Here is a 25602-nt window from a genome sequence, read left to right on the forward strand (position 1 = left end):
TCCACGATCAGTCACTTGCTTGACCGCCGCGACCTTGAATTCTTCCGTGTACCGCTTTCCACTCATGTTGACTCCTTTTGCCTAGAATTATGACTCAGGAGTATCTAGCGTAGTGGTGGCGATTCACGGTGGGAATCTGGATGCACCAGAAGAGTCTTGCCGGCCGCTGGCAGGCGTATGTGCGCGACAAGCTATCTTCGGCACTGACAAAGAGCTCGGCATTAATGCTGTTTACCTTGTCTTTTGTGACCGTCTATCGTGAAGTCTTCGAAACAGTACTGTTCTACGCGGCTCTGTGGAGCGATGGGAACGGTCCGTACATGCTCGCAGGTCTGGGGTGCGGAATCGCGATTTTAAGCGCGATCGCAGTCGTCCTGCTGCGGTCGTCTGCGCGTCTGCCGATAAGCCAGTTCTTCGCATTCAGCTCAGCCCTGGTTGCGGTGCTCGCCACGGTATTGATCGGAAAGGGAGTGGCCGCTCTGCAAAAAGTGGGGATATTCGAGAACACGGCGGTTAGCGCTCCGCACATCGAGATTCTTGGTATTTACCCGTCTTTGCAGACCTTGACAGCCCAACTGCTGCTCGTCGCCGTCGTAATTATTTCCGTTACATACAATCTGCGCTCTAGAAAAAACTTGAACGCAGAAAGTGCTTGACCCTCCAGTAACTGCAGAGTTTATAAATAGCGAATATCCGTACGTAAAGGTTCTGCATGGCGAACTGCTCTCATAACATATCGAAATTCCTCTTCATAGCGATACTATCCAATGTCTTGTCGACGGCACAGCCGCTTCATGCTGAAACAGTATTTGCGACTGGACAGGCATTCACATTGCGGGAAGCTGTTGCACGCGCTCAGGAAAGTGCACCTGGGGTTCAGGGCGCCAAGGCCGCGGTCGATAGTGCCGACGCTGCAGTGCAGGCCGCACGATTGCTTCCAAACCCGACATTATCCGTGGAAGCTGAAAACATTCTTGGCACAGGTCGTTATGCACGGTTCGGCGGAAGCGAAACGACCTACTCTGTCGCGATGCCGCTGGAACTTGGCGGGAAACGTAGTTCCCGCACTCGGGTCGCACAAGCCGAGCAGTCGGCGGCACAAATTGGTGTTGCCGTCGCCAAAGCAGACCTGACGTTAAAAATAACCCAGGCGTTCATTGCCGTCGCGGCAAGCGAACGGCGTCTCAGGATAGCGGATCAACGGCGGGAACTGGCAGTGCAGACTGAACGCGTCGCACACCTTCGCGTTGGTGCCGGCAAGGTCTCCCCTATCGACGAACAGAGAGCGTCCGCCCAGCGTCTCAGAGCGGATGTCGACGCAGGTCGTGCCGCGCGTGCGACAGAAGTGGCGCGAGCAAACCTGGCCCGATTAATCGGGGCAACACAACCATTGGCAATCGTGGCGCCGTGGTTCGACGATACGAGTGCAGAAGCCGGGATCGATGCGCCAGAAAGCTCGCTGTCACGCGCGGCCGCCGAGGCCCAGGTGGCGGCTGCCCGTGCGCGCGTAGATAGCGCGCGTCGCGCCCGCATCCCAGACCTGACCGTCAGCGCAGGTACGCGCCGGATAAAGGAAACAAGCGACACCGCAGCAGTCGTCGCGCTATCGATTCCACTTCCCCTGTTCAACCGGGGCGATGCAGAGGTGGCCCGTGCGAGGGCCGAACTGGACAAGGCGGAAGCAGAACGCAACGCTGCCGCACTAGACCTCGCTGAAGCCCTTGCATCTGCCCGGGCCGACGTCACTGACGCTAGGGCGAGCGCCATATCTGCGAGCGGTCCCGAGCTAGCTGCGGCCCAGGAGGCGGCGCGTATCGCGCGTATCGGCTACGCCGAGGGCAAGTTTTCGCAACTCGATCTGATTGAGGCCGAACGCTCTCTGTCACAGACGCAGGAAGCTGCCATCGACGCCTTGGCCACGTTTCACGACGCCCGCGCTCGTCTGGCGCGACTGCTCGGACACCTCGACCCAATTTATAAGGACTGATTGATGCCCAAGTTTTACCGTCCCCTCATCTACGCGTGCTTGTTATGGCTGGCAGCGTGCTCCAAATCACCGCAGGCTGGCAGGGAACCAGCTGCCGAACAACCGCATGTGGAACACACGGGCGAACAGCGCAAGAATGACAAAACTGAAGAGGCAGAGAAACGGGAGTCGGCTGAGAAAGGTGAAGCCTCCGAGAAGGGTAAAGCCGACACCATTCGCATGACGAATGCACAACTTGTCGCATCGAGCATCGAGGTAGCACCAGTACGTCAGATCGCCACCGACTCGGTCGAAGCGCCAGGGATGATCGATGCGAGTCCTTCACGCTCCGAAGTGGTTGCGGTCGCCGTTGGTGGTCGGATTACCGCCCTGCACCGTAATTTAGGAGAGCCAGTAAATCGTGGTGATGTGCTCGCGGTCGTCGAAAGTGGCGAGGCGGCTCAGCTGAGAGCGGATTTGGAAGCGGCACGGCGAGACCGCGAACTCGCGCGGGGCACCTTGCAGCGCGAAGAGCGGCTGTTCAAAGAAAAAGTGTCAGCCGAACAAGACTATATCGCTGCCAAGGCTGCCGCAGCTGAAGGGCAGACACGTTACCGGCTCGCCGAGCAGCGACTGGCTGCTGCCGGAGGCAGCGGGAGTGGCCCCTTGAACCGTCTTGTGGTGCGCTCCCCCATCAAAGGCTACGTGGTTGCGCGCCAAGCGGTATTGGGCAACGTCGTTGGACCCAACACTGAGCTTTTCCGTATCGCCGACTTGTCCGAAGTGTCGGTCGCGCTGGCTTTGGCCCCCGAGGATGCCAGTCGTGTGCATGTGGGCGCCGCGGTGGACGTCTCCACGCCGACCCGCAATGGCACTGCACATATCGCCTTCGTATCGCGGGTGATCGACGCAAACACGCGTCAGGTGCAGGCCTTGGCGACCCTGCCGAATGCCCAAGGTCTCTGGCGGGTGGGTGAAACAGTTCGCGCTGCCGTCCTGCTGGAGCATCCGAACGGAAAGACTGTCCTGGCTGTCCCTCAGAACGCGCTGCAGACGGTCGAGGACAAGCCTTCCGTCTTCGTTCGTACGAATGACGGCTTTGCAGTCAGGCCTGTCACGCTCGGCCCGTCCAATGGCAATTATGTCACGGTCGTCTCTGGCTTGACGGGTGACGAGCGCGTCGCCGTGACCAACAGCTATGTACTGAAAGCCGAGCTGGGCAAAGGCGAAGGTGGTGATGATGATTAACATGACGCTTCCACGGATGCGAGGACGGGGCCTGAAATGATTGCTCGCATCGTCACCTTCGCGGTAGCCCGTCGTTGGCTGGTACTGTTCACAAGCTTGTTGGCGGCCCTGGCCGGTGCCGTCGCTCTGTCGCGCCTTCCCATCGACGCCGTGCCCGACATTACCAACGTCCAGGTACAAATCAATACGTCGGCTCCCGCCTTGTCACCGGCCGACGTCGAGCGGCAAGTAACTTTTCCTATCGAGACAGCGTTGGCAGGAATTCCGGGGCTGCAATCCACGCGTTCGCTGACCCGGCACGGTTTTGCTCAGGTCACGGCTGTGTTCTCGGAAGACACGGATATTTACTTCGCCCGCCAGCAGGTGGCTGAGCGCCTGCGCTCCGCCGAACGCGATCTGCCTACAGGTGTCGCTCCTGCCATGGGGCCTGTCGCCACCGGTCTGGGCGACGTTTACATGTGGACAGTGGAGTTTTCCGGCCGACACGAATCCGGGGCGAAGACCGGCCTGCAACCGGACGGCAGCTACGTGACGCCAGAAGGCACCCGGCTGCATAACGAGGTCGAGAAAACGACGTATCTGCGTACGATCCAGGACTGGATCGTAGCACCGCAGCTCAAGACAACGAAAGGGCTTGCCGGTATCGATGTCCTGGGGGGATACGTCAAGCAGTACGTGGTCATGCCCGATCCGCAACGACTCGCGGCGGCAGGCTTGACCATGACCGCCCTGGCCGAGGGGCTGGAACGCAACAATACCAGCGCAGGCGCCGGAATCGTTGAACGTAACGGTGAAGCGCTCACGGTGCGGGCCGATGCACGCGTCACCACGGTGGACGATCTCAGCAAGATCGTCGTCGCCACGCGTAACGGCACACCTATCCTCGTTTCGCAAGTCGCACAGGTTACCGTTGGCCATGCAGTGCGCTTTGGTTCTGCGTCGGAGTCCGGCCACGAAGTCGTACTCGGTACCGCCGTCATGCGGATAGGAGAAAATAGCCGGACCGTTGCCGCCGCGGTCGATGCACGATTGAAGGAAATTGCCCGCTCGTTACCAGCTGACGTTATCGTCAAGCCGGTACTCGATCGAACCCGGCTCGTCGACGCAACGATCCACACTGTCGCCAAAAACCTGATAGAAGGTGCGCTGCTGGTCATTGTGGTGCTGTTCGCACTGCTCGGCAATATCCGGGCCGCGCTGATCGCGGCTGCGGTCATTCCCATAACGATGTTGCTGACCTCGGCCGGCATGCTGCGGGCCGGCGTGACCGCAAATCTCATGAGCCTCGGTGCGCTCGACTTCGGGCTGATTGTTGATGGCGCCGTGATCATCGTCGAGAATGCCTTGCGACGTCTCGCTGATCGGCAGCACGACGCCGGCCGCGTACTGACCAAGGCTGAACGCCTTGAAGTGGTAGCGACCGCCGCGCGGGAGATGATCCGGCCTAGTGTCTATGGTCAGGGCATCATCATGCTGGTGTATGTTCCCCTGCTGACGTTCCAAGGGGTCGAAGGAAGGATGTTTATGCCGATGGCCGTAACGGTCATTCTGGCGCTCGCGTTCGCATTCGTCCTGTCGCTGACCTTTGTGCCTGCAATGATCGCCCTCTGGCTGTCGAAACACGTCGAGGAACAGGAGAACCGGTTCGTGGCGGGAACGACAAGGCGCTACGCCACCTGGCTCGACCGTGCCGTGGCACGGCCAAAGCTGACAGGTGGCATCGGTGTTGGCGCCCTGGGTCTGGCACTGCTGCTGTTTACGACGCTGGGCCAGGAATTCCTGCCAACACTCGACGAAAAAGACGTTCTGCTGCAAGCCTGGCGTATTCCGGGAACCTCGGTGGACCAAAGCCAGTCGATGCAGTTCGCGATCGAGAAAGCCGTGGCGAAGCTTCCAGAGGTCAAACTGGTCTTTTCCCGCACCGGCACCGCCGAACTCGCGTCCGACCCCATGCCGCCCAACGGTACCGATACCTTCATCATCCTGAAAGAGCGCTCCGAGTGGCCAGAACCAGGCATGTCGAAAGCCGAGGTGGTCGAGAAGATTGAGCGCGCTGTCGCCGTTCTTCCCGGTCAAACGTATGAGCTGACACAGCCTATCCAGATGCGTTTCAACGAGTTGCTGGCCGGCGTTCGAGGAGACATCGCGGTCAAGGTCTACGGTGACGACTTCACGACGATGACCCAGACGGCCGAACGGATTGCCGCCCAGTTGCGTGAGACCGAGGGAGCGGCCGATGTGCGGGTCGAACAGGTGGCAGGACTTCCCCTTCTCGATGCAAGGCTCGACCGGGACGCCATGGCCCGTGTCGGACTGACGGCCCAGGATGTGTACGGCACACTGGCTGCGGCGCTCGCCGGACAGGAAGCAGGTATCGTGTATGAAGGCGATCGCCGCTTCGAGGTCGTCGTGAAACTTCCCGATGCGGTAAGGCAGGACATCAACGGTCTGCGGCAATTGCCTGTTCCTACCCCGGCGGGCGGCTTCGTCCCCTTGGGGTCGGTGGCTTCGCTGGTTGCAGCCAAGGGACCCAATCAGATCAGCCGCGAGAACGGCAAGCGCCGCGTGGTTGTGCAAGCCAACGTTCGCGGTCGTGACATCGCCGGCGTGGTGCAGGAAGCGCAGGCGCGCATCGCGTCGCAGGTGCGGTTACCGGCCGGTACCTGGCTCGAATGGGGTGGCCAGTTCGAGAACCTGGAGCGCGCACGATCCCGCCTCGCGATCGTCGTGCCGCTTTGTTTCGTCTTGATCCTGTCGCTGTTGTACTCGGCGGTGGGCTCCTGGCGCAAGACCGCGATCATTTTCACTGGAGTACCGTTGGCCCTGGTCGGCGGTGTGGCTGCCCTATGGCTGCGTGGACTTCCGTTCTCTATCACTGCGGCCGTGGGTTTCATTGCCCTGTCGGGTGTGGCAGTGCTCAACGGCTTGGTGATGGTGAGCGCGATCGACGATCTCGCGACACGCATGCCTTGGGAGCGCGCAGTACGCGAAGGCGCGGTGCGGCGCCTGCGTCCGGTCATGATGACTGCCCTGGTAGCGTCCTTGGGATTCGTACCGATGGCCCTGGCGACAGGCGCTGGAGCGGAGGTTCAACGTCCGCTGGCAACAGTGGTCATTGGCGGGTTGATTTCGGCCACCTTGCTGACTCTGTTCGTCCTTCCTGCCCTTTGTGCTCGCTTCGCACGGCCGACGAACACGTCTGCCATGACGGAGAGAGGTAGAACGTCAGTCTCGAAAAAATGAGGACGGCTTCGTGCACGCACTCGGAATCTGCAATCACGTAAGCTCGACATCCAGATAACCTACATGAATCAATAGCAAGCTATGTCCAGCGTTACGATGACCTACTTGGAAAGCACTTTTTCCATTCCCAAGATGGATTGCCCATCCGAAGAAAACTTGATCCGCATGGCACTTGGCAACCGTTCTGGCATTCGATCGTTAATGTTCGATCTATCCAAACAGGAACTTACGGTGGTACATCTGGGTGAAGCGGAAACGATATTGAGTCGGCTGCGCCCGCTGAACCTGGGCGCTGTACTCAAGGCTTCACAACCAGCTTTGACTCCTGAAAGTTCGTCCTCGGAAGGGCCACGATGGGAAAGCGTGTTCACCATTCCCAAGATGGACTGCGCATCCGAAGAGAACCTCATCAGGATGGCGTGCAACGATGACCTCCACGTACTGTCGATGTCGTTCGATTTGCCGAACAGGGAGCTGAAGGTGATGCATACCGGATCGGCCGAGCACGTGCTCGAACTGCTCCTGCCCCTCAGGCTGGGCGCCAGCCTGCGCAGTTCGAGCGCGGCGACCACCGATCCGGATCACTCACGGCATTCAAGCGACGAGGATGGGGCGGAGGCGCGGACTCTGCGCCTGCTCCTGGCGATCAACGGCGTCATGTTTTTTGTCGAGCTGCTCGTCGGGTGGATCGCACAGTCGGCGGGCCTGGTTGCCGACTCGTTAGATATGTTCGCCGACGCTGCAGTCTATGGACTGGCGCTGTATGCAGTCGGCCGTGCGGCGCATCTGAAGACGCGGTCCGCTCATATTGCCGGGTGGTTGCAGATGGCTTTGGCGATCGGAGCGCTCAGCGAGGTCGTCCGGCGCTTCGTGTACGGCAGCGAACCGCAATCGCTCCTGATGGTGGGTATTGGCCTGCTCGCCCTGGCGGCAAACGTGAGCTGTCTTGTACTTATTACCAAAAAGCGCGACAGCGGCGCCCACATGAAGGCAAGCTATATTTTCTCCGCGAACGACGTTGTGGCCAACCTTGGAGTGATCGTGGCCGGTGTACTGGTGAATTGGACCGGTTCGCCTTATCCGGACCTGGTCATCGGTATTATCATCGGCTTGGTGGTCCTCAATGGGGCGCGTAGGATCCTCCAACTGCGCTGAATTCGTAAGCCGTGATTGCTTCCTGTGGCAGGAAGGCGAAAGAACGAACTCGAATCCTTATGGCTACTCGAGGGCCTAACATGAGGTGTAAAAATGAACATGCGAATTGGCGAACTGGCGAAGCTCGCGGCCTGCCAACCCGAGACGATTCGATTCTATGAGCAAAAGGGGCTAATGCCGGCGCCGATCAGGTCGCATGCGAACTACCGCTTGTACGACGCCAGCCATGCTGATCGTTTGCACTTCATCCGCCGTTGTCGCGCGCTAGGAATATCGTTGGATGAAGTGCAGACTCTGCTAGGTTTTCAGGATCGGCCGGACATGACATGCGGCGGAGTGAACGATTTGGTCGACCAGCATATTCTTGAGATCGACCGGCAGATTGCAGACCTTCGTACCCTGCATGCCGAGCTTTCCGAACTGCGTAGGCAATGCGATTCTGCGCGTCCCGCTGCGCGGTGTGAAATCCTCAAACAACTGGGCGAAACCTCTTCGTCAGACGGTCCCAGAAGTGAACACGTCGCTGAGCGTTGAAGCAAGCTCGAGCACCATGAAAGGTAACGCGAAAGCTACCCGTGCCGTTGCAGCAACTCTTCTACTTCACTTTCCGGGACGACCAGTGGAAATGCGTAACGACCCATCCCTCACCTTTCTTTTCCAAGACTGCGGTTTCGGTCCCGATTAGGCGAACCGCCGAACCTTTATACGTGCCTTGCGTCTCGGTTTCCTGGATGACGACGGCCATGTCGCCACCTATCCGCTCGCTTCCTTTCACCACCTTCCGGCTTGTGTTCTTTGCGAAAGCGACATCGGCGGGAAGATGGTGCCCTGCGTATTCGTCCTTGGACTGCTCGACATGGCCACTCTCGAAGATCTGGACTGCGGGACTGAGTAGCGACAGCGCCTTTGCGGTATCACCGCTGGCGACCGCTGCATGGTACTCCCCAACGACCTCGGTCGGACTGGCGGCGAAGACGGGAAGTGATGTCACGGCAAAAAAGGCGAGGCAAAACAGTCGGCGCATCGAGGCTCCTTATGGACGGAAATTACAAGCCTGACATTACACCAGAGACGGGTAAGCAGCTCAAGATTTTCGCCAGTCCTACCTCCATACTTTGTCGTCCTCGGCGGCAATTGGATTCCCGATCACGTCCGAACTGCACGAACACGTCCAAATAGCTGCATCTTCAGCCACTGACGCACACGCGGCGTGTTCGACTCAAAAGGCAGATAGAACAGGTAAGCGCCGACAACGAGCACCAGATACATGCCGGCGTACATGAGGTAATGGGACAACCGGTAGGGCGAGAGCTGGCCGAGACCCAACATCGAAGCGAGCAGATGCCCCATCAAGAGGATCACTGGCACGTGCAGCACGTACAAGGTGAATGAAAAGTTCGCGAAGAACCGTCCCGTCCGGTCCAGCCAGTCCAGCTTGGGCCCCAGGCGGCGCTTGAACTGCATGCTCGACAGGAACAGTACGAACAGCAGGCTGAAAAGTAGGTACTGCGGAAAGCCTTCCGGCGTGATGTCGGTTTTACCCTCCAGCCGGATGACGATGGCGCTGCCGACAAACAGGAACAGCAAGGCCCAGCGCCAGAGCGGACCCGCCTCGATCTTCACCCGTGAGAACGCAGCGCCTAACAGCCATATCGAAAAATAAATCAATATGCTGCCATGCACCAACTGGAAGATGGCGCCGATCGCCAACACCGCCGCGGCCCGTGTCGCGATTGTCCTGCCGCGAAACACCAGCACCAGAAGCGGGAACAGCAGGTAGTACCAGGTTTCATTGGCGAGGCTCCATAATGGGAAGTTGCCGCCGAACGGGGGGACGATGAGCGTTTGCAGGCCAATCATGTTCCCGAAAAACGCGCTCATCGAGTACGCCTCGGACGTCGAAAACGACACGCGCGCCGTATCGAGGGCGCCGATGGCAGAACCTGCAAGCAACACGACGAGGAAAGTCGGCACAAGCACGACCCACAGGCGCGAGACCCGGTCGATCGTGTAATTCTGGAACGCGCGGTCCGAGTCCAGCTTATTGAGAAAGCTTCCGCCGACCAGCCAGCCACTGAGCACGAAAAAGACGATCACGGCAAGGTAAGCGAATCCGGCGCCGAACGCCAAGCCCTGAAACAGCAACGGCGGGTTCGTTACTGTGCCGAAGCCGGGATACATCTGGGCACGCAAATGTGCTGCGGCCACCACCAGCGCTGCGAGGCCCCTCAACAGGGAGATCAACATCGAGTGCCAACAGTCTTCCTGCAGATTCGTCTTTTCGAGAATGGTGATTTTCGGCATGACAGCCTCGCTGTGTGAACAAACCCGAATAACGATATAACCCAACCATTGTTGATGTCCTGACTAGTCCCAAGTGCAGTTGACGCCTGCAGGGCCTTGCTGGTCTTATCCGGTCCGAAGCGCCAAAAGCGCTGCCTTGATGCATTCTCTTGATTTGCGGTACCATGTTTGGATGATGCGCACGATCTTTCGCCTTCTGCTGTGGCTTTCGATCACGGTGCTGTCCCTGCAGGGCGGCGCTGCGATGGCGGTCGGGCAGCCTGAACAGGCCGTGCACGAAACAGTGGTCATGACCGGCCACCAACACCATCGGGCCGCCGCGCAAGCGGACGGAGGGCACTGCACCGAGGCTGACTCCAAGACAGTGGTTTCGTCACACGCCAAGTGCGCCGCTTGCGCAAGTTGCTGCGTTGGCGCCTGCGCGCCTCCAGGACTACTGCCCACCTTCCACGCACCGCCGTTCTCTTCCTCGCTGCACGCTCTTGCGGAAGCCGCGATGACGTCCTTCGTCCCTCCCGCCCTCGAGCGACCACCACGCCTCGATCTCGTTTGATTTTTCCGCGCGCGCTGACGGCGCGCATCCGGGCTGCCTGGTGCAGCCCTCAATCAACACGAAACAAACCATGAAATTTTCACCCCTGCTGCTGTTCGCAGCTGGCGTGCCGCTGCTCGCTTGCGCGCAAGCGCAGCAGACCTTGCCGTCCGCCGCCGACGCGAATGCGCCTGTCGCGCCCCTGCAGTACCAATCCGTCTTCGCCAATGTCGTCGCGTCGAAGGAAGCGCCGCAAGCGCCCGATAAACGCTGGGCTCGCGCTAACCGCGTCGTCCTCGGCGAGGAAGCAGAAGCTTCCGTATCGGGCGAACAGTCCACTGCTGGCGTATCCCAGAAGGTCTCCACGCCAGAACACATGCACGGCAAGCACGAACACGAAGGAGCGCACCAATGAACTCACCTGTACGACCTGGCCTGCGTCGATTGGCTGTAGCGGTCAGTGCCGCGCTGCTCACAGGCTGCGCGAGCTTTTCCCAAGACGGCGGACTCGATGATGTCGCCCGGATGACGCAGGAACGCATCGCCCAGCCGGCACCGTTGAAGCGGGACCAAGACTCGCGGGCCGAAGTGACCGCCCTGCTCGCCAAGCCGCTCACCGCCGACGCTGCGGTGCGCATTGCCCTGCTCAACAACCAGGGCCTGCAGGCGTCCTTCGCCGCGCTCGCGATCGCCGAAGCGGACTTCGTCCAGGCTGGGCGTCTGCCGAACCCGGGCTTCAGCTTTGGTCGGGTACGCGGGGGTGGCGAGACCGAAATCGACCGGGGGCTGTCCTTCGACCTGGCAGCGCTCGTGACCCTGCCGGCCCGCACCCGCATCGAACGTCGGCGCTTCGAACAAGCCAAGCTGCAGGCGGCAATGCAGGCTGTGAACCTGGCGGCCGACACGCGCAAGGCGTATTACTCGGCCGTGGCTGCGGCGCAGGCAGCGGGCTTCGCGGACACGGTACGTGGATCGGCCGAGGCGGCCGCCGAGCTTGCCGCGCGCATGCGCGCCACAGGCAACTGGAGCACCCTCGACGCCGCGCGCGAGCGCGCCTTCTACCAGGACGCGTTGACCCAGCAGGCACAAGCGCGCCTGCAGGCCACGACCGCACGCGAGGAACTGGTCCGCCTGCTGGGCCTGTGGGGCCCTTCCCTCGCATTCACCCTGCCTGACCGGCTGCCTGAGCTGCCCGCGCAGCCAGACCAGCCGGCCAATGCCGAAGCGACCGCGCTGTCGCAGCGGCTCGACGTCCTCATCGCGCGCCAGGATGCGCAGGCGACGGCACAGGCGCTCGGCCTGACCAAAGCGACCGGTTTCATCAACGTGTTCGATGCGGGTTACGCCAACAAGAGCACGACCGGCGCGCCCCGCGAGAACGGCTACGAGGTATCGCTCGAGTTGCCGCTGTTCGACTGGGGCGGCGCGCGCGTGGCGCGGGCACAGGCAACGTACATGCAGGCGGTCTACCGTACCGGCGACATCGCCGTGAAAGCGCGCTCCGAAGTGCGCCAGGCCTATGCGAGCTATCGCACCACCTATGACATCGCCCGCCATTACCGCGACGAGGTCGTTCCCCTGCGCAAGCAGATCGCGGATGAGGTGCTGCTCCGCTACAACGGCATGTTGGCGAGCACCTTCGAATTGCTTGCCGAATCGCGCGAACAGCTTGCGGCCGTCAACGCCTCCATCGCGGCGCAGCGCGATTTCTGGATCGCCGACACCAATCTTCAGACCGCCATGAATGCAGGCGGCAATACTGATTCAAGGACAGCACAATGATTTCCCGTCGAGATTTTTTCAAAGGCGCCGGCGCCGTCGCGGTAAGCACTGCCGCAGTCAGCCGTGTGGGCGCAGCATCGCTGCCCGAAGCGATGGTCATGGACAATGCAAAGACCCATGTGCCGCCGCCACCCGCCACCGGGCGTCCGTTCAACCCGGTCGTGACCCTGAACGGCTGGTCCCTGCCCTGGCGGATGAACAACGGCGTGAAAGAGTTCCACCTGGTTGCCGAACCGGTGGTGCGCGAGTTCGCTCCCGGCATGAAGGTCAACTTGTGGGGCTACAACGGCCAGTCCCCGGGCCCGACCATCGAGGTCGTCGAGGGTGACCGGGTGCGTATTTTCGTGACCAATAAACTCCCCGAGCACACCAGCGTGCACTGGCACGGCCAGCGCCTGCCGAACGGCATGGATGGCGTGACCGGTCTCACCCAGCCGGGTATCTCGCCGGGTAAGACCTTCGTCTACGAGTTCGTGGCGAAGCGCCCGGGTACCTTCATGTACCACCCCCATGCCGACGAGATGACCCAGATGGCGATGGGCATGATGGGCTTCTGGGTGACGCACCCGAAGGACATCGGGCGGTTTGCCGTCGACCGCGACTTCGTCTTCCTGCTCAGCGCCTACGACATCGAACCGGGCAGCTATACCCCGAAGGTCAACACGATGCTGGACCATAACCTCTGGACCTTTAACAGCCGGGTCTTTCCGGGTATCGACACGATGCCGGTACGGCAAGGCGACCGTGTGCGCATCCGTGTCGGCAACCTGACGATGACGAACCACCCGATCCATGTTCACGGTCATGAGTTCGAGGTGACCGGCACCGATGGCGGCTGGACCCCGCCCGGCTCGCGCTGGCCGGAGGTGACCACGGACGTCGCCGTCGGCCAGATGCGGGCGATCGAGTTCATCGCCACCGACCCGGGTGACTGGGCCTTCCACTGCCACAAGTCACATCACACAATGAATGCGATGGGCCACAACGTGCCGACGCTGACTGGCGTTGACCACCGAGGCATTGCCGAGAAGATCAACAAGATCGTGCCGGATTACATGGTCATGGGCGACAAGGGCGGCTCGATGGGAGGCATGGAAATGCCGATCCCGGAAAACACTCTGCCGATGATGACTGGCGACGGGCCATTCGGCGGCGTCGAGATGGGCGGCATGTTCACCGTGCTGAAGGTGCGCAAGGACCAGAAGCGTGGCGACTACAGCGACCCGGGCTGGTACAAGCATCCGGCGGGTACGGTCGCCTACGAATGGACTGGTCAGTTGCCTGAGCCTGCACGCAGCAGCGATGCTGGACGCAGCCTGATGCCGGCCACCAGCAAGCCCGACGTCGAGCTGCAGGTGCGCAAACCCTCGGGGCATGCGGAGCATTAAGGCAAAGCACACTAGCAGCATGACGGAATGCCGGCATGAACATCGTGTCGGCACACTGCACCACGCCTGGCCTCTCAGTTCTTTCGCTCCAGATCCCGGATGTATTCCTTCATTTCGCCAATTTCCTTTTTCTGTGCAGCGATGATCCCGTCGGCGAGCTTGCGAACCCGCGGGTCGGTAATGTTGGCGCGTTCGCTGGTCAGGATAGCAATGGAGTGGTGGGGGATCATGGCGCGCATATAGGCCACGTCGCCCACCGTCGCCTGGCTGCGCACCAGCCATAGCGCACCAAGGAATACCACCAGGCTTCCGATAAGGATTCCTACGTTGACGCCTTTGTTCGGATACATCTTCCACATGAAAGCAAGCATCACGATCGCCATCGTGGCGCCCATGATGAGTGCCATGAACGCTCTTGTTTCGCTGAAGAATATGTGGTCGACTGAATAGACATTCAGATACATCAGCCCGAACATGATGATTGTTCCAGCCGCGATCATCTGAGCGAAGGTTGTGTATTTCATTGTTGCCATCGTATTGCTGCGGTGGGGTGCAGGCGAATCTTGCATTGATTTCTCCTTTAAAACGAATCGACGTAAAACAGCGCCGGGTTAACATGACCCGGCGCCCGATGCTGCCGGTTAGCGCGAGCAAGCCTTTCAGAAGTCCTGATCCTTTCTCTTGTCGCCGGTAGCGGGCATGAATCCGCAATCGCGGAATTGCTCGCACAGCATGTGCCGCATCTCGTTGATCTGGTTCTTCTGCGTCACGACGATGTTCTCGCAGTAGCGATGGAGGGAGTCGTGGTCGATGTCGCTCTTGACCTGGCAGTGCAGGCTGGGCGCGAGTGCGCTGAGATGATGGTTACTGAAGGTGCGCAGGAAGGTCTGGTTGAACTGTGCGCCGGCCGGCGTACTCTCGAGGGTAGCGATCATCCTTTGGCCGTCGGCGGTAAGCTGGGGCGTGTGCTGCATTCCGTACCAGTCGCGCAAGAAGCGCTGGGCCCGCATGATTTCTTCCCGCTGCGTACGATTAGCCTGGCGAGACATGGAGCGAATTTGATCATCGCTCGCCTTGGCCACGGTGGCGCCGTAGCCAGGTGTCGGCGACGTCCCTTCGCCAGGATTGCTGACAGGCGCATTGCGCTGCGTGTCCGTGCCGGCTGCCAGCTCGGTCATCCGCAATGCCGAGTAATGGTGGTCGATGATAAAGACGAGATAGTTCTTCTCGAACGTCGCAGTCGAGCCGCGACCCGGGCCGTCCGCGGACGCCGTTCCCGTGATCGCCACGAGCGCCAAACCCGCGAGTGCACGCGTGGCCAAGGTGCGGCAACGCGATACCGGCGTTGCAGCGTGCGTGAAATACAGATTAGTGCGTTTCATCTTTCTCTCCCGTATGGTTGTGATGCGAGGTTCAAGCCACAGTCTTTGCCTGCTTCGATGTGAGGCTGCGCCGGCGAGCCAGAGCAGCAACGCCGAGTCCGCCCAACAGCATCGACCACGTCGCCGGCTCGGGCACGGCCATAACGACATTGTTCGCCGCTGCCCAGTACACGGTGCCGTCGTCCTCCATGTTCTGGAAAGACACAGAGGTGAGCGGACGATCCGACAGGAACGCGACAAACGCGTCCTGTGAAGCATTCGACAGCGTGAATGTCTCGCTGTCCGCACCGGACACCGCGCTTAGCACGATGGTGCGGTCCGGCATGAAGGCGCCGAATGAATCGGTTCCGAAGAAGTTTCCACCGAAGCCGAATACCCCGGACGAGAACGCGTTGAACGTGATGACGTCGCTGGACATCGTTCCACTCAGCCAGATATCGCCCCCGCTTCCCGACGGGTAAAAGCCGCCGTCGCCAGGTCCTGCACTTACCTGATAGGTGTAGGCGCCGGCCAGGCGGCTCAGGGGGCTGCCGGTTTCTACCATGGCCAGGTCGTCGAAGGTGTCGGTGGCCGAGCCGGACACCGCATTGAGAAAGGCAGCGCGGTCGGTGAAGACCGTGATGTCTGCATGTGCGGCGGAAGCCGCCATCGTCACGGCGCATGCGGCAAGCAGCTTCCGTGTGAGGGACAGACTGGATTTCATTTTGCGGTTCCTTTCGTATGCGCCTTCCCGCTTCCTGCAGGAAGGCATTGTTATCGCGAACGCAAACCCTCAAGCCGCCGCGGCCGATCCCATCCGGCGGCACTCCTCGGCGCATCGTCGGCAAGCGGCCGCGCAATCCTGGCAATGCTGCATCTGGTGCTTGGCGCACTCGTCACCGCACGCCTGGCAGATCTGGGCGCAAAGCTGGCAGAGCGCTCCGGCAAATTCGCTGCCACGGGCCATGAAGCCGGCAGCCAGCCGGCAGATTTGTGCGCAGTCCATGTCGAGTGCGATGCAGCGCGCCATCATCTTGACGTCGTCTTCCTGCAGGCAGGCCGTCGAACACATGTCGCAGGCGTCAGCGCAGGCGTTGCAGGCATCGATACATGATTGATACTGTTGTTGCATGACGTTCTCCTTGAATGGTTGAAAATACCTCTTCAAAACGTCCCTATGGATAGTGCGGGATGGTCATGGCCACCCCGCTTCGTGGTCAGAACCAGATCCGCACGCCGGCAACGATCTGCGTGCTCTTGTTTCGATCTCCCCTCACCCGCGCATAGTCGGCGGTGTCGCCGAAGTTGCGCGCCCAGGTCACGCCGACATAAGGGGCGAACTGGCGCCGGATCTCGTAGCGCAGGCGCAGGCCAAGTTCGAGATCGGACAGTCCGCTGCCCACGCCCCTGGCCGGATCGGAGCGGCTGTACAGGTTGGCCTCGACTTCGGGTTCGAGGATCAGCTGCTGCGTGAACAGCAGTTCGTAACGCACGTTGAAACGCACGGCAAGCCTTCCACCAGACCAGTAGGCGGTCGCTTCCGTATCGAACCAGTACGGCGCCAGGCCGCGCACGCCGAAGGCCAGCCAGTTGCGCGAATCGCCGCCACCGCTGTCGTGGCGTACGCCGAGTTGGGTACTCCAGAAGGTCGCGAAGGTGCGGTCCCACAAGGCTTCCGTACGCAGGGACTGCAGGTGCCCTCCGCGCCGCTCACCCTCGGCCTTGAACCAGGCCTTGTTGTAGTCGTTCCCGTACCATGCTTCGGCGTCTAGATTCTGGCCATGTTCGCCGTCACCCTTCGCGTATTCGAACTTGTCGAGCAGGATCCGGCCGAAGCGCATTTCGTCGTTCATCTCGTTGCCTGGCAGGTGCGCGAAGCTCGTGCCTTCGGCATAGGCGTCCGGATCGCGGGCGTCGGGCGGTGGACTGCCGCCCTGCATCGGGCCCATCTTCATGTCGTGGCCCATTCCGCCCATGCCGCCCATCGCTTGTCCCATGCTGTGGTCCATGCTTGGTTTGCCCTGTTGCGGCGCCGGCTTGGCGTCCTGCACCCGGTCGTCACCCGCATGATTCATCTGCGAGTGATCCATCCCGGGCTGGTCCATCTGCGATTTTTCCATCTGCGTGTGGTCCATCCGGGAATGATCCATTCCTTCCATCGTTTTGGACTGGCCCGTGCCGGATGCCTGGCCGGTGCCGCCCTCCTTCGGCGGCTCGGTCGTCTGAGCCGATGCCGCGTCCGCCGCCACGAGGCCAAAGATCAGCAGCGCGACCGCTGCACCGGTTTTCGTCGTTGCGGTTTTCATGAAACGACCACCTCCCTGAACATGCCTGCTTCCATGTGATAAAGAAGATGGCAGTGGTAAGCCCAATGGCCTGGGGCGTCGGCCGTCACCCGGTAAGTGACGCGCTGGGCCGGCTGCACGTTAATCGTGTGCTTGCGGACCAGGAACTCCCCGCTCGGCGACTCGAGCTCGCTCCACATGCCATGTAGGTGGATCGGATGGTTCATCATGGTGTCGTTCACCAGTACGATGCGCAACCGCTCGCCGTGCCTGAAGTGGACGGGCTTGGACTCCGAAAACTTCTGGCCGTCGAAGGACCACATGAAGCGCTCCATGTTGCCGGTCAGGTGCAATTCGATCTCGCGGGTCGGCTCACGGTCGTCGACCGGTCCGCCGATCGTGTGAAGGTCGGCATAGGTCAGCACGCGCCTCCCGTTGTTGCGCAGATTGATACCGGGGTCGTCGAGATTGGTGCGAGGCATGTCGACGTGCATGTCGACACCCGGGCCATACTCGGTGCGGGCGTGGGTGACTTTCGGAGGCGTGCCCTGGGCCATTGGCGTCGTGTGGCCGCCGCCATGGCCGGCGTGCTGCATCGGCATCTGCATCTGCCCGTGGCCCCCCGCCATTCCGCCATGGGACATGCCCGGCATGTCGTGCATGCCCTCCATCGTGTGCATGTCGTGCGGCGCCTTCCCTTCCTTGCCCGGCGCCGCCTGGCCCATTCCCGACATGCCGCCCATGCTCCCCATTGCCATCGCGCCCATCATGTCCTGCATGGCCAGCCACTGGGGCGGATCCATATCGGGCACCGGGGCAGACATGCCCGCGCGAGGCGCCAGCGTCGCGCGCACAAAACCGGAACGCCCGATCGACTGCGCGAAGATGGTGTAGGCCTGGTCGCCGGTTGGCTCGACCAGCACGTCATAGGTTTCGGCAACGGAAATCCGGAATTCGTCGACCGGCACGGGCTCGACGTCCTGTCCGTCCGCGGCGATTACCATCATTTTCAGACCCGGAATGCGAACGTCGAAGATCGTCGTCGCCGAGCCGTTGATGAAGCGCAGCCTGACTTTCTCACCCGGACGGAACAAGCCGGTCCAGTTCCTGTCCGTAGGCGTACCATTGATCAGGTAGGCCATCCTCACGCCCAGGTTGCGGCTGGCGGTCACGTCGCTGAAGTCGGTCGGCAACATGCGCATCTGGTTCCACATCTTGCGCTTGTCGAGCGCGGCCCCGAGGCCGTTCTTCCGTATGTCGTCCAGGAACTGGCCGATGGTCGGCTGGTTGGTGTTGAAGAAGTCGCTCATTTTCTTGAGCTTGGCAAAGACCTTGGCAGGATCGCCATCGACCCAGTCCGACAGCATGACGACGTAGTCACGGTCCGCCTTCACCCGTTCGCCGTTCTTCGGCTCGATCACGATCGAACCGGCCAGGCCGCTCTGCTCCTGGAATTCGGAATGGCTGTGGTACCAGTAGGTCCCGCTCTGCTTTACCTGGAAGCGATAGGTGAAGGTCTGGCCCGGAGGAATCCCGGTGAAACTGATGCCGGGCACGCCGTCCATCTCCGCCGGCACCAGGATGCCGTGCCAGTGAATGGAACTCGTGACCGGCAGCCGGTTGGTCACGCGCAGCGTCACGGTGTCGCCCTCGCGCCAGTACAGGACCGGCCCAGGAACCTGGCCGTTGACCGCGGTGGCGACCTGCGGTGCGCCAGTGAAGTTGACCGGCGCCGGCACGATCTCCAGGTCGAATTCGGTGCCGCGCAAGATCGGCTGCGCGGCCTGACCGGCTGCCAGCAGTCTGGCTGGGACCAGCCCGGCGAGGGCGGCGGCCCCTGCGCCCTGCAGGAGCCGTCGTCGCCACCGGTTCACGGCGCTCTCCTCAAAAACACGTTGCTGCATGAAGTATTCCCCTAGATGAAGTGATGAAACAATTGCCGCAGTACGGGCCCGCGTCGCGCACGCAGGCGCACTCGCAGCAAACCTCGCTGCGCAGCTACGTGGCGGATGCGGCCTGCGCGCACTCCCAAAGCGTGCGGGCTCCGCGCGTGTTTCGTCGATATCGAAATTCGAATGAAGATGAATGGCTGGCAGGCATCGGTCGATGGCATGTCGCGTGCATCCCGCATGCGCGACGTCTCCGACGGATGCCGGGAGAGCGTTCAGCCCACCTGGGAAGTCAACCGCGTGGCGGTCGCTCTATGCGGGATGGGATCCAGCCCGTGAAGGAGGAGATTGGGGAAACGGAGTCAGTTGCAAACTGCTCTGCTGGCAACCCAGCAACTGCGAACGGCGGGGGCGCCGAGGCGCCGATATAGCCGGCACTGCACGCCCGGCAGGAAGAATGCTTTTGGTGGGCGCCACTATCGCAGGGCATATCATGATCTGCGGCGACGCTGGCGTGCGCTTGTGCGGTCGACTGGGTCATCGACATCGCCATCTCATGCTCGTCGCAGTCATCCATGACCGCAGCTTCCGAGCTTGCCGACGTGGTATGCGCCATTCTGCATGGCGATGTGATCGTGGCGGCGATGCCCTGCATGGGCAGCGACACGATCAGTATCCATAGCATGAGGACTCGAACGAATGGGCGCATGTAATCAATCTAGCACATGCAAAAATGACATGTCCGCACGATACGGCATCGCAACGTTCGAAGCTTACCTGCCGATGGGATTGCCGATACTTTCGCATATGCTAGAATCGACGTGTGAAAGCCATACTGAAAGTCTTGATCGTCTGGATGACGTTGCTGGCGGTGCCGCTCCAAGGCTTCGCTTCCGCGACGATGTCCTTCTGTGTGGCGCCAGTGGCGGCACAGGACAGTCACGACCACGAATCGATGACCGACGACGCCGACATGTCCAGTGCTCACGTCCATGCTGAGCATGCAGGTCCGGACATGCAGGCCGACCATCATCCCGCGTCTCATCATCAGGCCGGCAAATGTGCTACCTGTGCGACATGCGGCTCCTGCTTGTCGATGGCGCCTTCGTTTCTTGCCGTGCTGCCGGCAACTGCTTCTTCGTCAACGACCATTCCATTTGACCGGCATCTCTTGCCATCGGTCTACCTTGCGCTCCTAGAGCGACCTCCACGCGTCTGACCTTTCGCGCTGCTGAACGCTTCGTTCGTGTCAAGGCACGGACATACCTGGCTACGCCTTCGTCGCCGGCACTTCAGCGTACACAGCCCTTCTTTATCTGTAACTGAAACGGACTGCGTCAGACCGGCAAACGCCGTCGCGCGTTCACTGCAATTAAATTTTGACTGTTTTGGAGTATTAAATGACTCGTTTGTCTTCCCTGTTCAGCACCCTCATGGTTTCCGCCGGCCTCGCACTGGCAACCGCCAACGCTTCGGCACAAATGCAGATGCAAGACCACAGTCAGCATAACGCTACGGCTACCGCTTCGCCGAATGATGCGAATGCGCTGACCGATGGTGAGATCAAGAAAGTCGACAAAGACACCGGCAAGCTGACGGTGCAACATGGGCCGCTGACCAATCTCAACATGCCTGGCATGACCATGTCCTTCAAGGTGCAGGATCCGGCGATGCTTGACCAAGTGAAAGCTGGAGACAAAATCCGGCTGCGTGTCGAGCGCATCAACGGCGCCTTCACGGTGACCAAACTGGAAACGGCCAACTGAAGCTGCCGGCGTCCTGCCGTCACTACCGGCGGCCGGACGCCGCACATCGATACCTCGACCTAAAAAATCAGGAGCAAAACATGTCCACCAAACGTATTCTGGCTTTGGCCACCTTCGCTCTCGCGAGTACCGTAACTTCGTCCGCATTCGCGCACGCCAAATTGCAATCTTCGGATCCCCAGGCCGGCAGCACACTCGCGGGTACACCGAAGCAAGTGCGCCTCAAGTTCAACGAGGCACTCGAGCCGGCGTTCAGCAAAATTAAAGTGACGGGTCCTCAAAATAACGAGATTCCGGTCACCGCGCCCACCGTCGATAAGGCTGATCCGACCGTCATGACGGCGCCGCTGCCAGCGCTGTCCTCGGGTGAGTATCACATCCAATGGTCGACGATGACCCACGACGGCCATAAGGCAAAGGGCGAAGTCACGTTCAAGGTCAAGTGATGGGGCTGGATCTGCAAGCTGTCCAGCACCTCGTCACTGCCCTTCTGAACCTCGCAGTAGCCCTCGTCACGGGAGCGAGCGTTTCCCGCTTGTGGATTGGCCGTGACGTATCCAGATGGGCCGACGCGCGCCGCCAGTCCGTCTGCAAGGCTGCGTTGGCCGGTGTCGTGGTCGCTCTGGCCGCGAACGCCGTGCTGTTGTGGCTGGAATCGGCAACCATGGCCGAAGTCCCCGTTTCTGAAGCGGCTGGCGCCACCTGGTCGATGCTGACCTCGACACACCTTGGCCTTGCATGGTCCATTGGGATGTTCGGATTGGCCATGGCTACCGTTGGGACTTGCATGTGCGGCGATCGGAGCCAGAGTTCTGCACTACTGACTTTGGCGTCGCTCGCTGTGTTCTGGTACACGCGGAGCATGGTCAGCCACGCCGCCAGCGAAGGGGACTTCAGCCTGCCCCTGCTGGCGGATTGGATTCACTTGGGCCTGATCAGCTTGTGGGTCGGCGAAGTGTTCCTTGCTGGCGGAGTCATGTTGAGAGCAACCGAAAACATGACTGAGGCCGACAGGCGTGCACGCGCAGAGTACGTGGCGTCCCTGTCCAGTTCGGCGACCTTTGCCCTGTCCGGCATTTTCGTTACAGGCCTGTATGCAAGCTGGCGCAACCTGGGCGGCTTCGACAACCTGGTCGGCAACTCGTATGGCAACACGCTCGTCGCGAAGCTGCTGCTCGTTGGCGTTGCGGCGATGCTGGGTGGGATCAATCGCTTTTTCGTGATGCCGCCATGGCTCGCACCTGAGTCATCAGGAAATGCCGCCCCTGAAGTTTTACCGATGCGCTTCAAGCGCATATTGTGGATCGAAGCGCTTGTCTTGCTTGCAGTCGTCGTTCTGGCAGCCTGGCTTGCATCGACATCGCCCCCGGGTGAACAAATGTAAGAACTTCCAGCTGACTGGTGGTTGTTTTCACGCCGGCAGCCGATCGCATCCGTCGGTTGCCGGCACTCTGGAGAAAAATTATGTTTATCGAAAAATTCAAGAATCTTGCGGTCGCCGCCCTGATCGGTCTTCCGATGGCAGCCAGCGCAGCGACGCAAGCTGTCGAGGTCTACAAGTCCGCAACCTGTGGCTGCTGTGAAGCATGGGTCAAGCACCTGCGGGCCAACGGCTTCAAGGTCAATGCGCACGACGTCGCCAATCCATCCGATACCCGCGAGAAAATGGGCATTCCCGATCGGCTCGGCTCATGCCACACCGCAGTCGTTGGTGGGTATGCGATCGAAGGGCATGTGCCAGCCGCCGAGATCAAGCGGCTGCTCGCTGCAAAGCCAAAAGCGAAGGGGCTGGCGGTCCCGGCCATGCCGCCTGGCTCTCCGGGAATGGAGGGGCCGACGCACATGCCGTATGACGTGCTACTAGTTCGCAATGACGGAAGTACGACTGTCTACAAGCATTACGAGTAAGGCATCCTTAGCCTCGTCAGCTCAAGCACAGTGTATGGACCAGCCAGTCGCGGACAATGCGTCTCTCACCTGCAGTTAATTCCCTGTGCCGCGCAGGCGAAGCGCATTGCTAATGACCGATACCGAGCTCAGACTCATCGCGAGCGCCGCAATCATCGGCGACAAGAGGTGGCCGGTAAACGGATAAAGCAGACCTGCAGCCAAGGGAATCCCGAGCGCGTTGTACACGAAGGCGAAGGCCAGGTTTTGGCGCATGTTCCGCACCGTGTCCAGCGACAGCAGGCGCGCCCGTGCGATGCCGCGCAGGTCGCCTTTGACCAGGGTGACGTGTGCTGAGTTGATCGCGACGTCGGTTCCGGTCCCCATCGCGATACCGACATTGGCCTTGGCCAGGGCCGGGGAGTCATTGATACCGTCGCCGGCCATCGCGACCGTCTTGCCTTGCGCCTGCAGGCGTTCAACGAGTGCCAGCTTGTCCTGCGGCTTGACTTCGCCATACACTTCCGCGATGCCGAGTTTTGCACCGACTGATTTCGCAGTAGTGAGGCCGTCGCCGGTTGCCATGACAACCGTGATGCCGGCGTCCTTGAGCGTTGCCAGCGCTTCCGGCGTGGTCTGCTTGACCGGGTCGGATACCGCGACGAGCCCTAGGAGCCGCCGATCGGCCGCCAGGTACATGACGCTTGCGCCTTCGAGACGCCAGCGTTCCGCCTGGGCGGCGAGCGGCTTCCAATCGACCTTTTCGATATCCATGAGGGCTGTATTGCCCAAAGCAATACGCTTGCCCTCCACCAGCCCTCGCACGCCGATGCCGCTCGACGATTCGAAGCTCTCTGGCTTTGCCAGAGCTAGTCCGCGGCTGCGCGCCTCGGCGACAATTGCGTGCGCCAGCGGGTGTTCGCTGCCCTGGTCAATGCTGGCGGCGATCCGCAACACCTCTTGTTCATCCTCGCCGGGCGCCGGGGCGGCCGCCTGGAACGCGGGTTTGCCTTCGGTAAGCGTGCCAGTCTTGTCGACGATGAGGGTGTCGATCTTGCGCATGCCCTCGATGGCCGCTGCATCGCGGAACAGGATGCCCTGTGTGGCGCCGCGCCCGGTGGCCGCCATGATGGACATCGGCGTCGCCAGCCCGAGTGCGCACGGGCAAGCAATGATCAGGACCGAGACGGCATTGACGAAGCCATACACCCAGCTTGGCTCCGGACCGAAGATCCCCCAACCTACCAGCGTCAGCAAGGCGACCGTGACCACAACCAACACGAAATAGCCGGCTACCACATCGGCCAGCCGCTGCATCGGTGCACGCGATCGCTGTGCCTGGGCAACCATCTGGACGATTTGGGACAGCATGGTCTGCGAGCCCACTTTTTCCGACCGGACGATCAGGCTGCCACTGGCGTTGATAGTGGCGCCGATCACCTGGTCGCCAGGTCGCTTGGTCACAGGCACCGGCTCGCCGGTCAGCATGGACTCGTCGACTGCGCCCTCGCCCTCAAAGACGATGCCGTCGACCGGGACCTTTTCACCGGGACGCACACGGAGCGCATCGCCGACGTGGACATGGGTCAGCGGAATGTCTTCTTCCGTGCCGTCCGCATTGATGCGGCGCGCCGTCTTTGGCGCCAGGCCCAGCAGCGATTTGATTGCGGCGGATGTCTGTGAGCGCGCGCGCAATTCCAGTATCTGGCCCAGGAGAGTCAGCGAAATGATGACCGCGGCCGCCTCGTAGTACACGCCGATGCGGCCATGCATGGCGAAGGTTTGCGGAAACAAGCCGGGCGCGACGGTTGCCACCACGCTATAGCCGTAGGCTGCGCCTACGCCAAGTCCGATCAGCGTCCACATGTTGGGGCTGCGATTCCTGATGGATTGCACCCCACGCGTAAAGAATGGCCACCCAGCCCACAGCACCACCGGGGTGCTCAGCACGAACTCTATCCAGCTTTGCCCGGGCAGGCCGCCGTTAAATATTCGATGTCCCGCCATCGCAAGGACGGTCACGATGACAGTCAAAGGCAGGGTCCACCAGAGGCGCCGCTTGAAATCCACGAGTTCCGGATTCTCCTCTTCTTCCAGCGAAGGCAGCATTGGCTCGAGCGTCATGCCGCAAATCGGGCAATTCCCCGGTTGCGGCTGCCGGATTTCTGGGTGCATCGGACAGGTGTAAATCGTGCCTTCCGGAGCGGCAGCGGCCGGTTCATGGGGAGCGGGGTCTATGTCTTGCTGGGGTGATACACGGAACTTGTCCATGCATTTGGTGCTGCAGAAATGATAGGTCTGCCCTTCGTGCCGAATCTTCTTGACAGGATCGGCGCCGACTTTCATTCCGCAGACCGGATCGGTGAACGGCTTGTCGCCAGTTCCGTCTGCATGGTGAACACCGTGGTCATGTCCGCGATCATGATGATGCTCGCGGCCGTGGTACTGGTGATGTGACTGATCGTTCATACCAAAACCTCTCCCGGTCGAGTTGTTGGTAGTTACATTGGACAAACGCGAGGCTGGAGCGTGCCGGCATTCATCCGGCACGCTCCAGGCCTCAGGCCGCCGTCATATCGCTCGCAGGAAACCCTGCAGCGGTGATCGCGGCGGCAATCGCATCCAAGGTTTTCACGCTTTCCACGCGGACCAGCCTGTCTTCTAACACGACCTCGACTTTGGCTTCCGGATCCAGGGCTTGCACGGTTCGGGTAACCCGGTTGGCGCAGCCGCCACAGGACATCTTTTCTACCTTGAGCGCATACATGGCATTCCTCCTGTTTGATTGCTCTGACT

Annotated in this window: 24 protein-coding genes and 1 pseudogene; 15 read left to right on the forward strand and 10 right to left on the reverse strand. The window is 60.9% G+C overall.

From position 1 onward, the window contains the following. Positions 1-128: 128 nt before the first annotated feature. From ACI1V7_RS27430 to cadR, 6 genes and pseudogenes are all read left to right on the forward strand, one after another. A pseudogene (locus ACI1V7_RS27430) lies at positions 129-656 on the forward strand (FTR1 family iron permease); the annotation flags it as partial. 56 nt (positions 657-712) lie between these two features. Then, positions 713-1987: a TolC family protein gene (locus ACI1V7_RS27435; RefSeq protein WP_141839242.1), complete on the forward strand. Its 1275-nt coding sequence runs from the start codon at positions 713-715 to the stop codon at positions 1985-1987. Between the two features lie 3 nt (positions 1988-1990). Continuing rightward, positions 1991-3214 carry an efflux RND transporter periplasmic adaptor subunit gene (locus ACI1V7_RS27440; RefSeq protein ID WP_075796157.1) on the forward strand — a complete coding sequence of 408 codons (1224 nt, stop codon included), beginning with the start codon at positions 1991-1993 and terminating at the stop codon, positions 3212-3214. 36 nt (positions 3215-3250) lie between these two features. Further along, positions 3251-6457: an efflux RND transporter permease subunit gene (locus ACI1V7_RS27445; RefSeq protein WP_141839244.1), complete on the forward strand. Its 3207-nt coding sequence runs from the start codon at positions 3251-3253 to the stop codon at positions 6455-6457. Positions 6458-6553: 96 nt separating this feature from the next. Further along, complete coding sequence (locus ACI1V7_RS27450) at positions 6554-7612, forward strand: cation efflux transmembrane domain-containing protein (RefSeq protein ID WP_075796717.1); 1059 nt, start codon at positions 6554-6556, stop codon at positions 7610-7612. Positions 7613-7705: 93 nt separating this feature from the next. Then, positions 7706-8146 (forward strand): Cd(II)/Pb(II)-responsive transcriptional regulator, encoded by a 441-nt coding sequence (gene cadR / locus ACI1V7_RS27455; protein ID WP_075796155.1) that lies wholly within the window; start codon positions 7706-7708, stop codon positions 8144-8146. A 61-nt stretch (positions 8147-8207) separates the two neighbouring features. Here cadR and ACI1V7_RS27460 read toward each other — a convergent pair whose 3' ends face one another. Continuing rightward, positions 8208-8636 (reverse strand): YybH family protein, encoded by a 429-nt coding sequence (locus ACI1V7_RS27460; protein ID WP_075796154.1) that lies wholly within the window; start codon positions 8634-8636, stop codon positions 8208-8210. A 122-nt stretch (positions 8637-8758) separates the two neighbouring features. Then, entirely contained in the window at positions 8759-9916 is a 1158-nt protein-coding gene (locus ACI1V7_RS27465; RefSeq protein WP_141839246.1) for an acyltransferase family protein, read from the reverse strand. 172 nt (positions 9917-10088) lie between these two features. On the opposite strand from ACI1V7_RS27465, the gene ACI1V7_RS27470 reads away from it, so the two are divergent. The 4 genes from ACI1V7_RS27470 (at position 10089) to ACI1V7_RS27485 (ending at position 13618) form a co-directional block, all read left to right on the forward strand. Beyond that, positions 10089-10469 (forward strand): hypothetical protein, encoded by a 381-nt coding sequence (locus tag ACI1V7_RS27470; RefSeq protein WP_404535727.1) that lies wholly within the window; start codon positions 10089-10091, stop codon positions 10467-10469. Positions 10470-10539: 70 nt separating this feature from the next. Then, a complete protein-coding gene (locus tag ACI1V7_RS27475; protein WP_141839248.1) occupies positions 10540-10863 on the forward strand; it encodes a hypothetical protein in 324 nt (107 codons plus the stop codon). Beyond that, positions 10860-12230 (forward strand): TolC family protein, encoded by a 1371-nt coding sequence (locus ACI1V7_RS27480; RefSeq protein ID WP_404535730.1) that lies wholly within the window; start codon positions 10860-10862, stop codon positions 12228-12230. Before ACI1V7_RS27475 ends, ACI1V7_RS27480 begins: the two co-directional genes overlap by 4 nt. Next, positions 12227-13618, forward strand: a complete 1392-nt coding sequence (locus ACI1V7_RS27485; RefSeq protein ID WP_404535732.1) for a multicopper oxidase domain-containing protein — start codon at positions 12227-12229, stop codon at positions 13616-13618. The genes ACI1V7_RS27480 and ACI1V7_RS27485 overlap by 4 nt, the downstream gene beginning before the upstream one ends. Positions 13619-13692: 74 nt before the next feature. Here the strand turns inward: ACI1V7_RS27485 and ACI1V7_RS27490 are convergent, their stop codons facing one another. The 6 genes from ACI1V7_RS27490 to ACI1V7_RS27515 all read right to left on the reverse strand — a co-directional run bounded on the left by ACI1V7_RS27490 (position 13693) and on the right by ACI1V7_RS27515 (position 19168). Continuing rightward, the gene (locus ACI1V7_RS27490; RefSeq protein ID WP_255517669.1) at positions 13693-14187 is read right to left on the reverse strand and encodes a DUF305 domain-containing protein; all 495 of its coding nucleotides are present in this window, start codon (positions 14185-14187) and stop codon (positions 13693-13695) included. A 90-nt stretch (positions 14188-14277) separates the two neighbouring features. Further along, positions 14278-15000: a DUF305 domain-containing protein gene (locus ACI1V7_RS27495; RefSeq protein ID WP_075796147.1), complete on the reverse strand. Its 723-nt coding sequence runs from the start codon at positions 14998-15000 to the stop codon at positions 14278-14280. A gap of 31 nt (positions 15001-15031) precedes the next feature. Further along, the gene (locus tag ACI1V7_RS27500) at positions 15032-15703 is read right to left on the reverse strand and encodes a PEP-CTERM sorting domain-containing protein (RefSeq protein ID WP_404535736.1); all 672 of its coding nucleotides are present in this window, start codon (positions 15701-15703) and stop codon (positions 15032-15034) included. A 69-nt stretch (positions 15704-15772) separates the two neighbouring features. Further along, positions 15773-16111: a four-helix bundle copper-binding protein gene (locus tag ACI1V7_RS27505; protein ID WP_141839256.1), complete on the reverse strand. Its 339-nt coding sequence runs from the start codon at positions 16109-16111 to the stop codon at positions 15773-15775. 85 nt (positions 16112-16196) lie between these two features. Then, positions 16197-17285, reverse strand: a complete 1089-nt coding sequence (locus ACI1V7_RS27510) for a copper resistance protein B (RefSeq protein ID WP_255517671.1) — start codon at positions 17283-17285, stop codon at positions 16197-16199. Then, a complete protein-coding gene (locus tag ACI1V7_RS27515; protein WP_141839258.1) occupies positions 17282-19168 on the reverse strand; it encodes a copper resistance system multicopper oxidase in 1887 nt (628 codons plus the stop codon). Before ACI1V7_RS27515 ends, ACI1V7_RS27510 begins: the two co-directional genes overlap by 4 nt. A gap of 808 nt (positions 19169-19976) precedes the next feature. On the opposite strand from ACI1V7_RS27515, the gene ACI1V7_RS27520 reads away from it, so the two are divergent. From ACI1V7_RS27520 to ACI1V7_RS27540, 5 genes are all read left to right on the forward strand, one after another. Then, positions 19977-20372, forward strand: a complete 396-nt coding sequence (locus ACI1V7_RS27520) for a DUF2946 family protein (protein ID WP_141839260.1) — start codon at positions 19977-19979, stop codon at positions 20370-20372. Between the two features lie 181 nt (positions 20373-20553). Beyond that, positions 20554-20919, forward strand: coding sequence for a copper-binding protein (locus ACI1V7_RS27525; protein WP_370457378.1), 366 nt, complete (start codon positions 20554-20556; stop codon positions 20917-20919). Between the two features lie 80 nt (positions 20920-20999). Beyond that, entirely contained in the window at positions 21000-21365 is a 366-nt protein-coding gene (gene copC, locus ACI1V7_RS27530; protein WP_141839262.1) for a copper homeostasis periplasmic binding protein CopC, read from the forward strand. Beyond that, positions 21365-22303, forward strand: a complete 939-nt coding sequence (locus tag ACI1V7_RS27535; RefSeq protein WP_141839264.1) for a copper resistance D family protein — start codon at positions 21365-21367, stop codon at positions 22301-22303. The genes copC and ACI1V7_RS27535 overlap by 1 nt, the downstream gene beginning before the upstream one ends. Positions 22304-22383: 80 nt before the next feature. Then, positions 22384-22827, forward strand: a complete 444-nt coding sequence (locus ACI1V7_RS27540) for a DUF411 domain-containing protein (protein WP_141839266.1) — start codon at positions 22384-22386, stop codon at positions 22825-22827. Between the two features lie 75 nt (positions 22828-22902). On the opposite strand, the gene ACI1V7_RS27545 is transcribed toward ACI1V7_RS27540, so the two are convergent. Both ACI1V7_RS27545 and ACI1V7_RS27550 read right to left on the reverse strand, forming a co-directional pair. Further along, the gene (locus ACI1V7_RS27545; protein ID WP_404535741.1) at positions 22903-25275 is read right to left on the reverse strand and encodes a heavy metal translocating P-type ATPase; all 2373 of its coding nucleotides are present in this window, start codon (positions 25273-25275) and stop codon (positions 22903-22905) included. Between the two features lie 91 nt (positions 25276-25366). After that, positions 25367-25573 carry a heavy-metal-associated domain-containing protein gene (locus tag ACI1V7_RS27550; protein WP_141839270.1) on the reverse strand — a complete coding sequence of 69 codons (207 nt, stop codon included), beginning with the start codon at positions 25571-25573 and terminating at the stop codon, positions 25367-25369. Between the last annotated feature and the right edge of the window lie 29 nt (positions 25574-25602).

This window comes from Massilia paldalensis (assembly GCF_044901715.1).
In the GTDB taxonomy this organism is placed as follows: domain Bacteria; phylum Pseudomonadota; class Gammaproteobacteria; order Burkholderiales; family Burkholderiaceae_D; genus Telluria; species Telluria paldalensis.

Excerpts from the sequence above, each read along its gene's own strand:
- ACI1V7_RS27435 (WP_141839242.1), top strand. The coding sequence starts at position 713 with ATGGCGAACTGCTCTCATAACATATCGAAATTCCTCTTCATAGCGATA.
- ACI1V7_RS27440 (WP_075796157.1), top strand. The coding sequence starts at position 1,991 with ATGCCCAAGTTTTACCGTCCCCTCATCTACGCGTGCTTGTTATGGCTG.
- ACI1V7_RS27445 (WP_141839244.1), top strand. The coding sequence starts at position 3,251 with ATGATTGCTCGCATCGTCACCTTCGCGGTAGCCCGTCGTTGGCTGGTA.
- ACI1V7_RS27450 (WP_075796717.1), top strand. The coding sequence starts at position 6,554 with ATGACCTACTTGGAAAGCACTTTTTCCATTCCCAAGATGGATTGCCCA.
- cadR (WP_075796155.1), top strand. The coding sequence starts at position 7,706 with ATGAACATGCGAATTGGCGAACTGGCGAAGCTCGCGGCCTGCCAACCC.
- ACI1V7_RS27460 (WP_075796154.1), bottom strand. The coding sequence starts at position 8,636 with ATGCGCCGACTGTTTTGCCTCGCCTTTTTTGCCGTGACATCACTTCCC.
- ACI1V7_RS27465 (WP_141839246.1), bottom strand. The coding sequence starts at position 9,916 with ATGCCGAAAATCACCATTCTCGAAAAGACGAATCTGCAGGAAGACTGT.
- ACI1V7_RS27470 (WP_404535727.1), top strand. The coding sequence starts at position 10,089 with ATGATGCGCACGATCTTTCGCCTTCTGCTGTGGCTTTCGATCACGGTG.
- ACI1V7_RS27475 (WP_141839248.1), top strand. The coding sequence starts at position 10,540 with ATGAAATTTTCACCCCTGCTGCTGTTCGCAGCTGGCGTGCCGCTGCTC.
- ACI1V7_RS27480 (WP_404535730.1), top strand. The coding sequence starts at position 10,860 with ATGAACTCACCTGTACGACCTGGCCTGCGTCGATTGGCTGTAGCGGTC.
- ACI1V7_RS27485 (WP_404535732.1), top strand. The coding sequence starts at position 12,227 with ATGATTTCCCGTCGAGATTTTTTCAAAGGCGCCGGCGCCGTCGCGGTA.
- ACI1V7_RS27490 (WP_255517669.1), bottom strand. The coding sequence starts at position 14,187 with ATGCAAGATTCGCCTGCACCCCACCGCAGCAATACGATGGCAACAATG.
- ACI1V7_RS27495 (WP_075796147.1), bottom strand. The coding sequence starts at position 15,000 with ATGAAACGCACTAATCTGTATTTCACGCACGCTGCAACGCCGGTATCG.
- ACI1V7_RS27500 (WP_404535736.1), bottom strand. The coding sequence starts at position 15,703 with ATGAAATCCAGTCTGTCCCTCACACGGAAGCTGCTTGCCGCATGCGCC.
- ACI1V7_RS27505 (WP_141839256.1), bottom strand. The coding sequence starts at position 16,111 with ATGCAACAACAGTATCAATCATGTATCGATGCCTGCAACGCCTGCGCT.
- ACI1V7_RS27510 (WP_255517671.1), bottom strand. The coding sequence starts at position 17,285 with ATGAAAACCGCAACGACGAAAACCGGTGCAGCGGTCGCGCTGCTGATC.
- ACI1V7_RS27515 (WP_141839258.1), bottom strand. The coding sequence starts at position 19,168 with ATGCAGCAACGTGTTTTTGAGGAGAGCGCCGTGAACCGGTGGCGACGA.
- ACI1V7_RS27525 (WP_370457378.1), top strand. The coding sequence starts at position 20,554 with ATGACTCGTTTGTCTTCCCTGTTCAGCACCCTCATGGTTTCCGCCGGC.
- copC (WP_141839262.1), top strand. The coding sequence starts at position 21,000 with ATGTCCACCAAACGTATTCTGGCTTTGGCCACCTTCGCTCTCGCGAGT.
- ACI1V7_RS27535 (WP_141839264.1), top strand. The coding sequence starts at position 21,365 with ATGGGGCTGGATCTGCAAGCTGTCCAGCACCTCGTCACTGCCCTTCTG.
- ACI1V7_RS27540 (WP_141839266.1), top strand. The coding sequence starts at position 22,384 with ATGTTTATCGAAAAATTCAAGAATCTTGCGGTCGCCGCCCTGATCGGT.
- ACI1V7_RS27545 (WP_404535741.1), bottom strand. The coding sequence starts at position 25,275 with ATGAACGATCAGTCACATCACCAGTACCACGGCCGCGAGCATCATCAT.
- ACI1V7_RS27550 (WP_141839270.1), bottom strand. The coding sequence starts at position 25,573 with ATGTATGCGCTCAAGGTAGAAAAGATGTCCTGTGGCGGCTGCGCCAAC.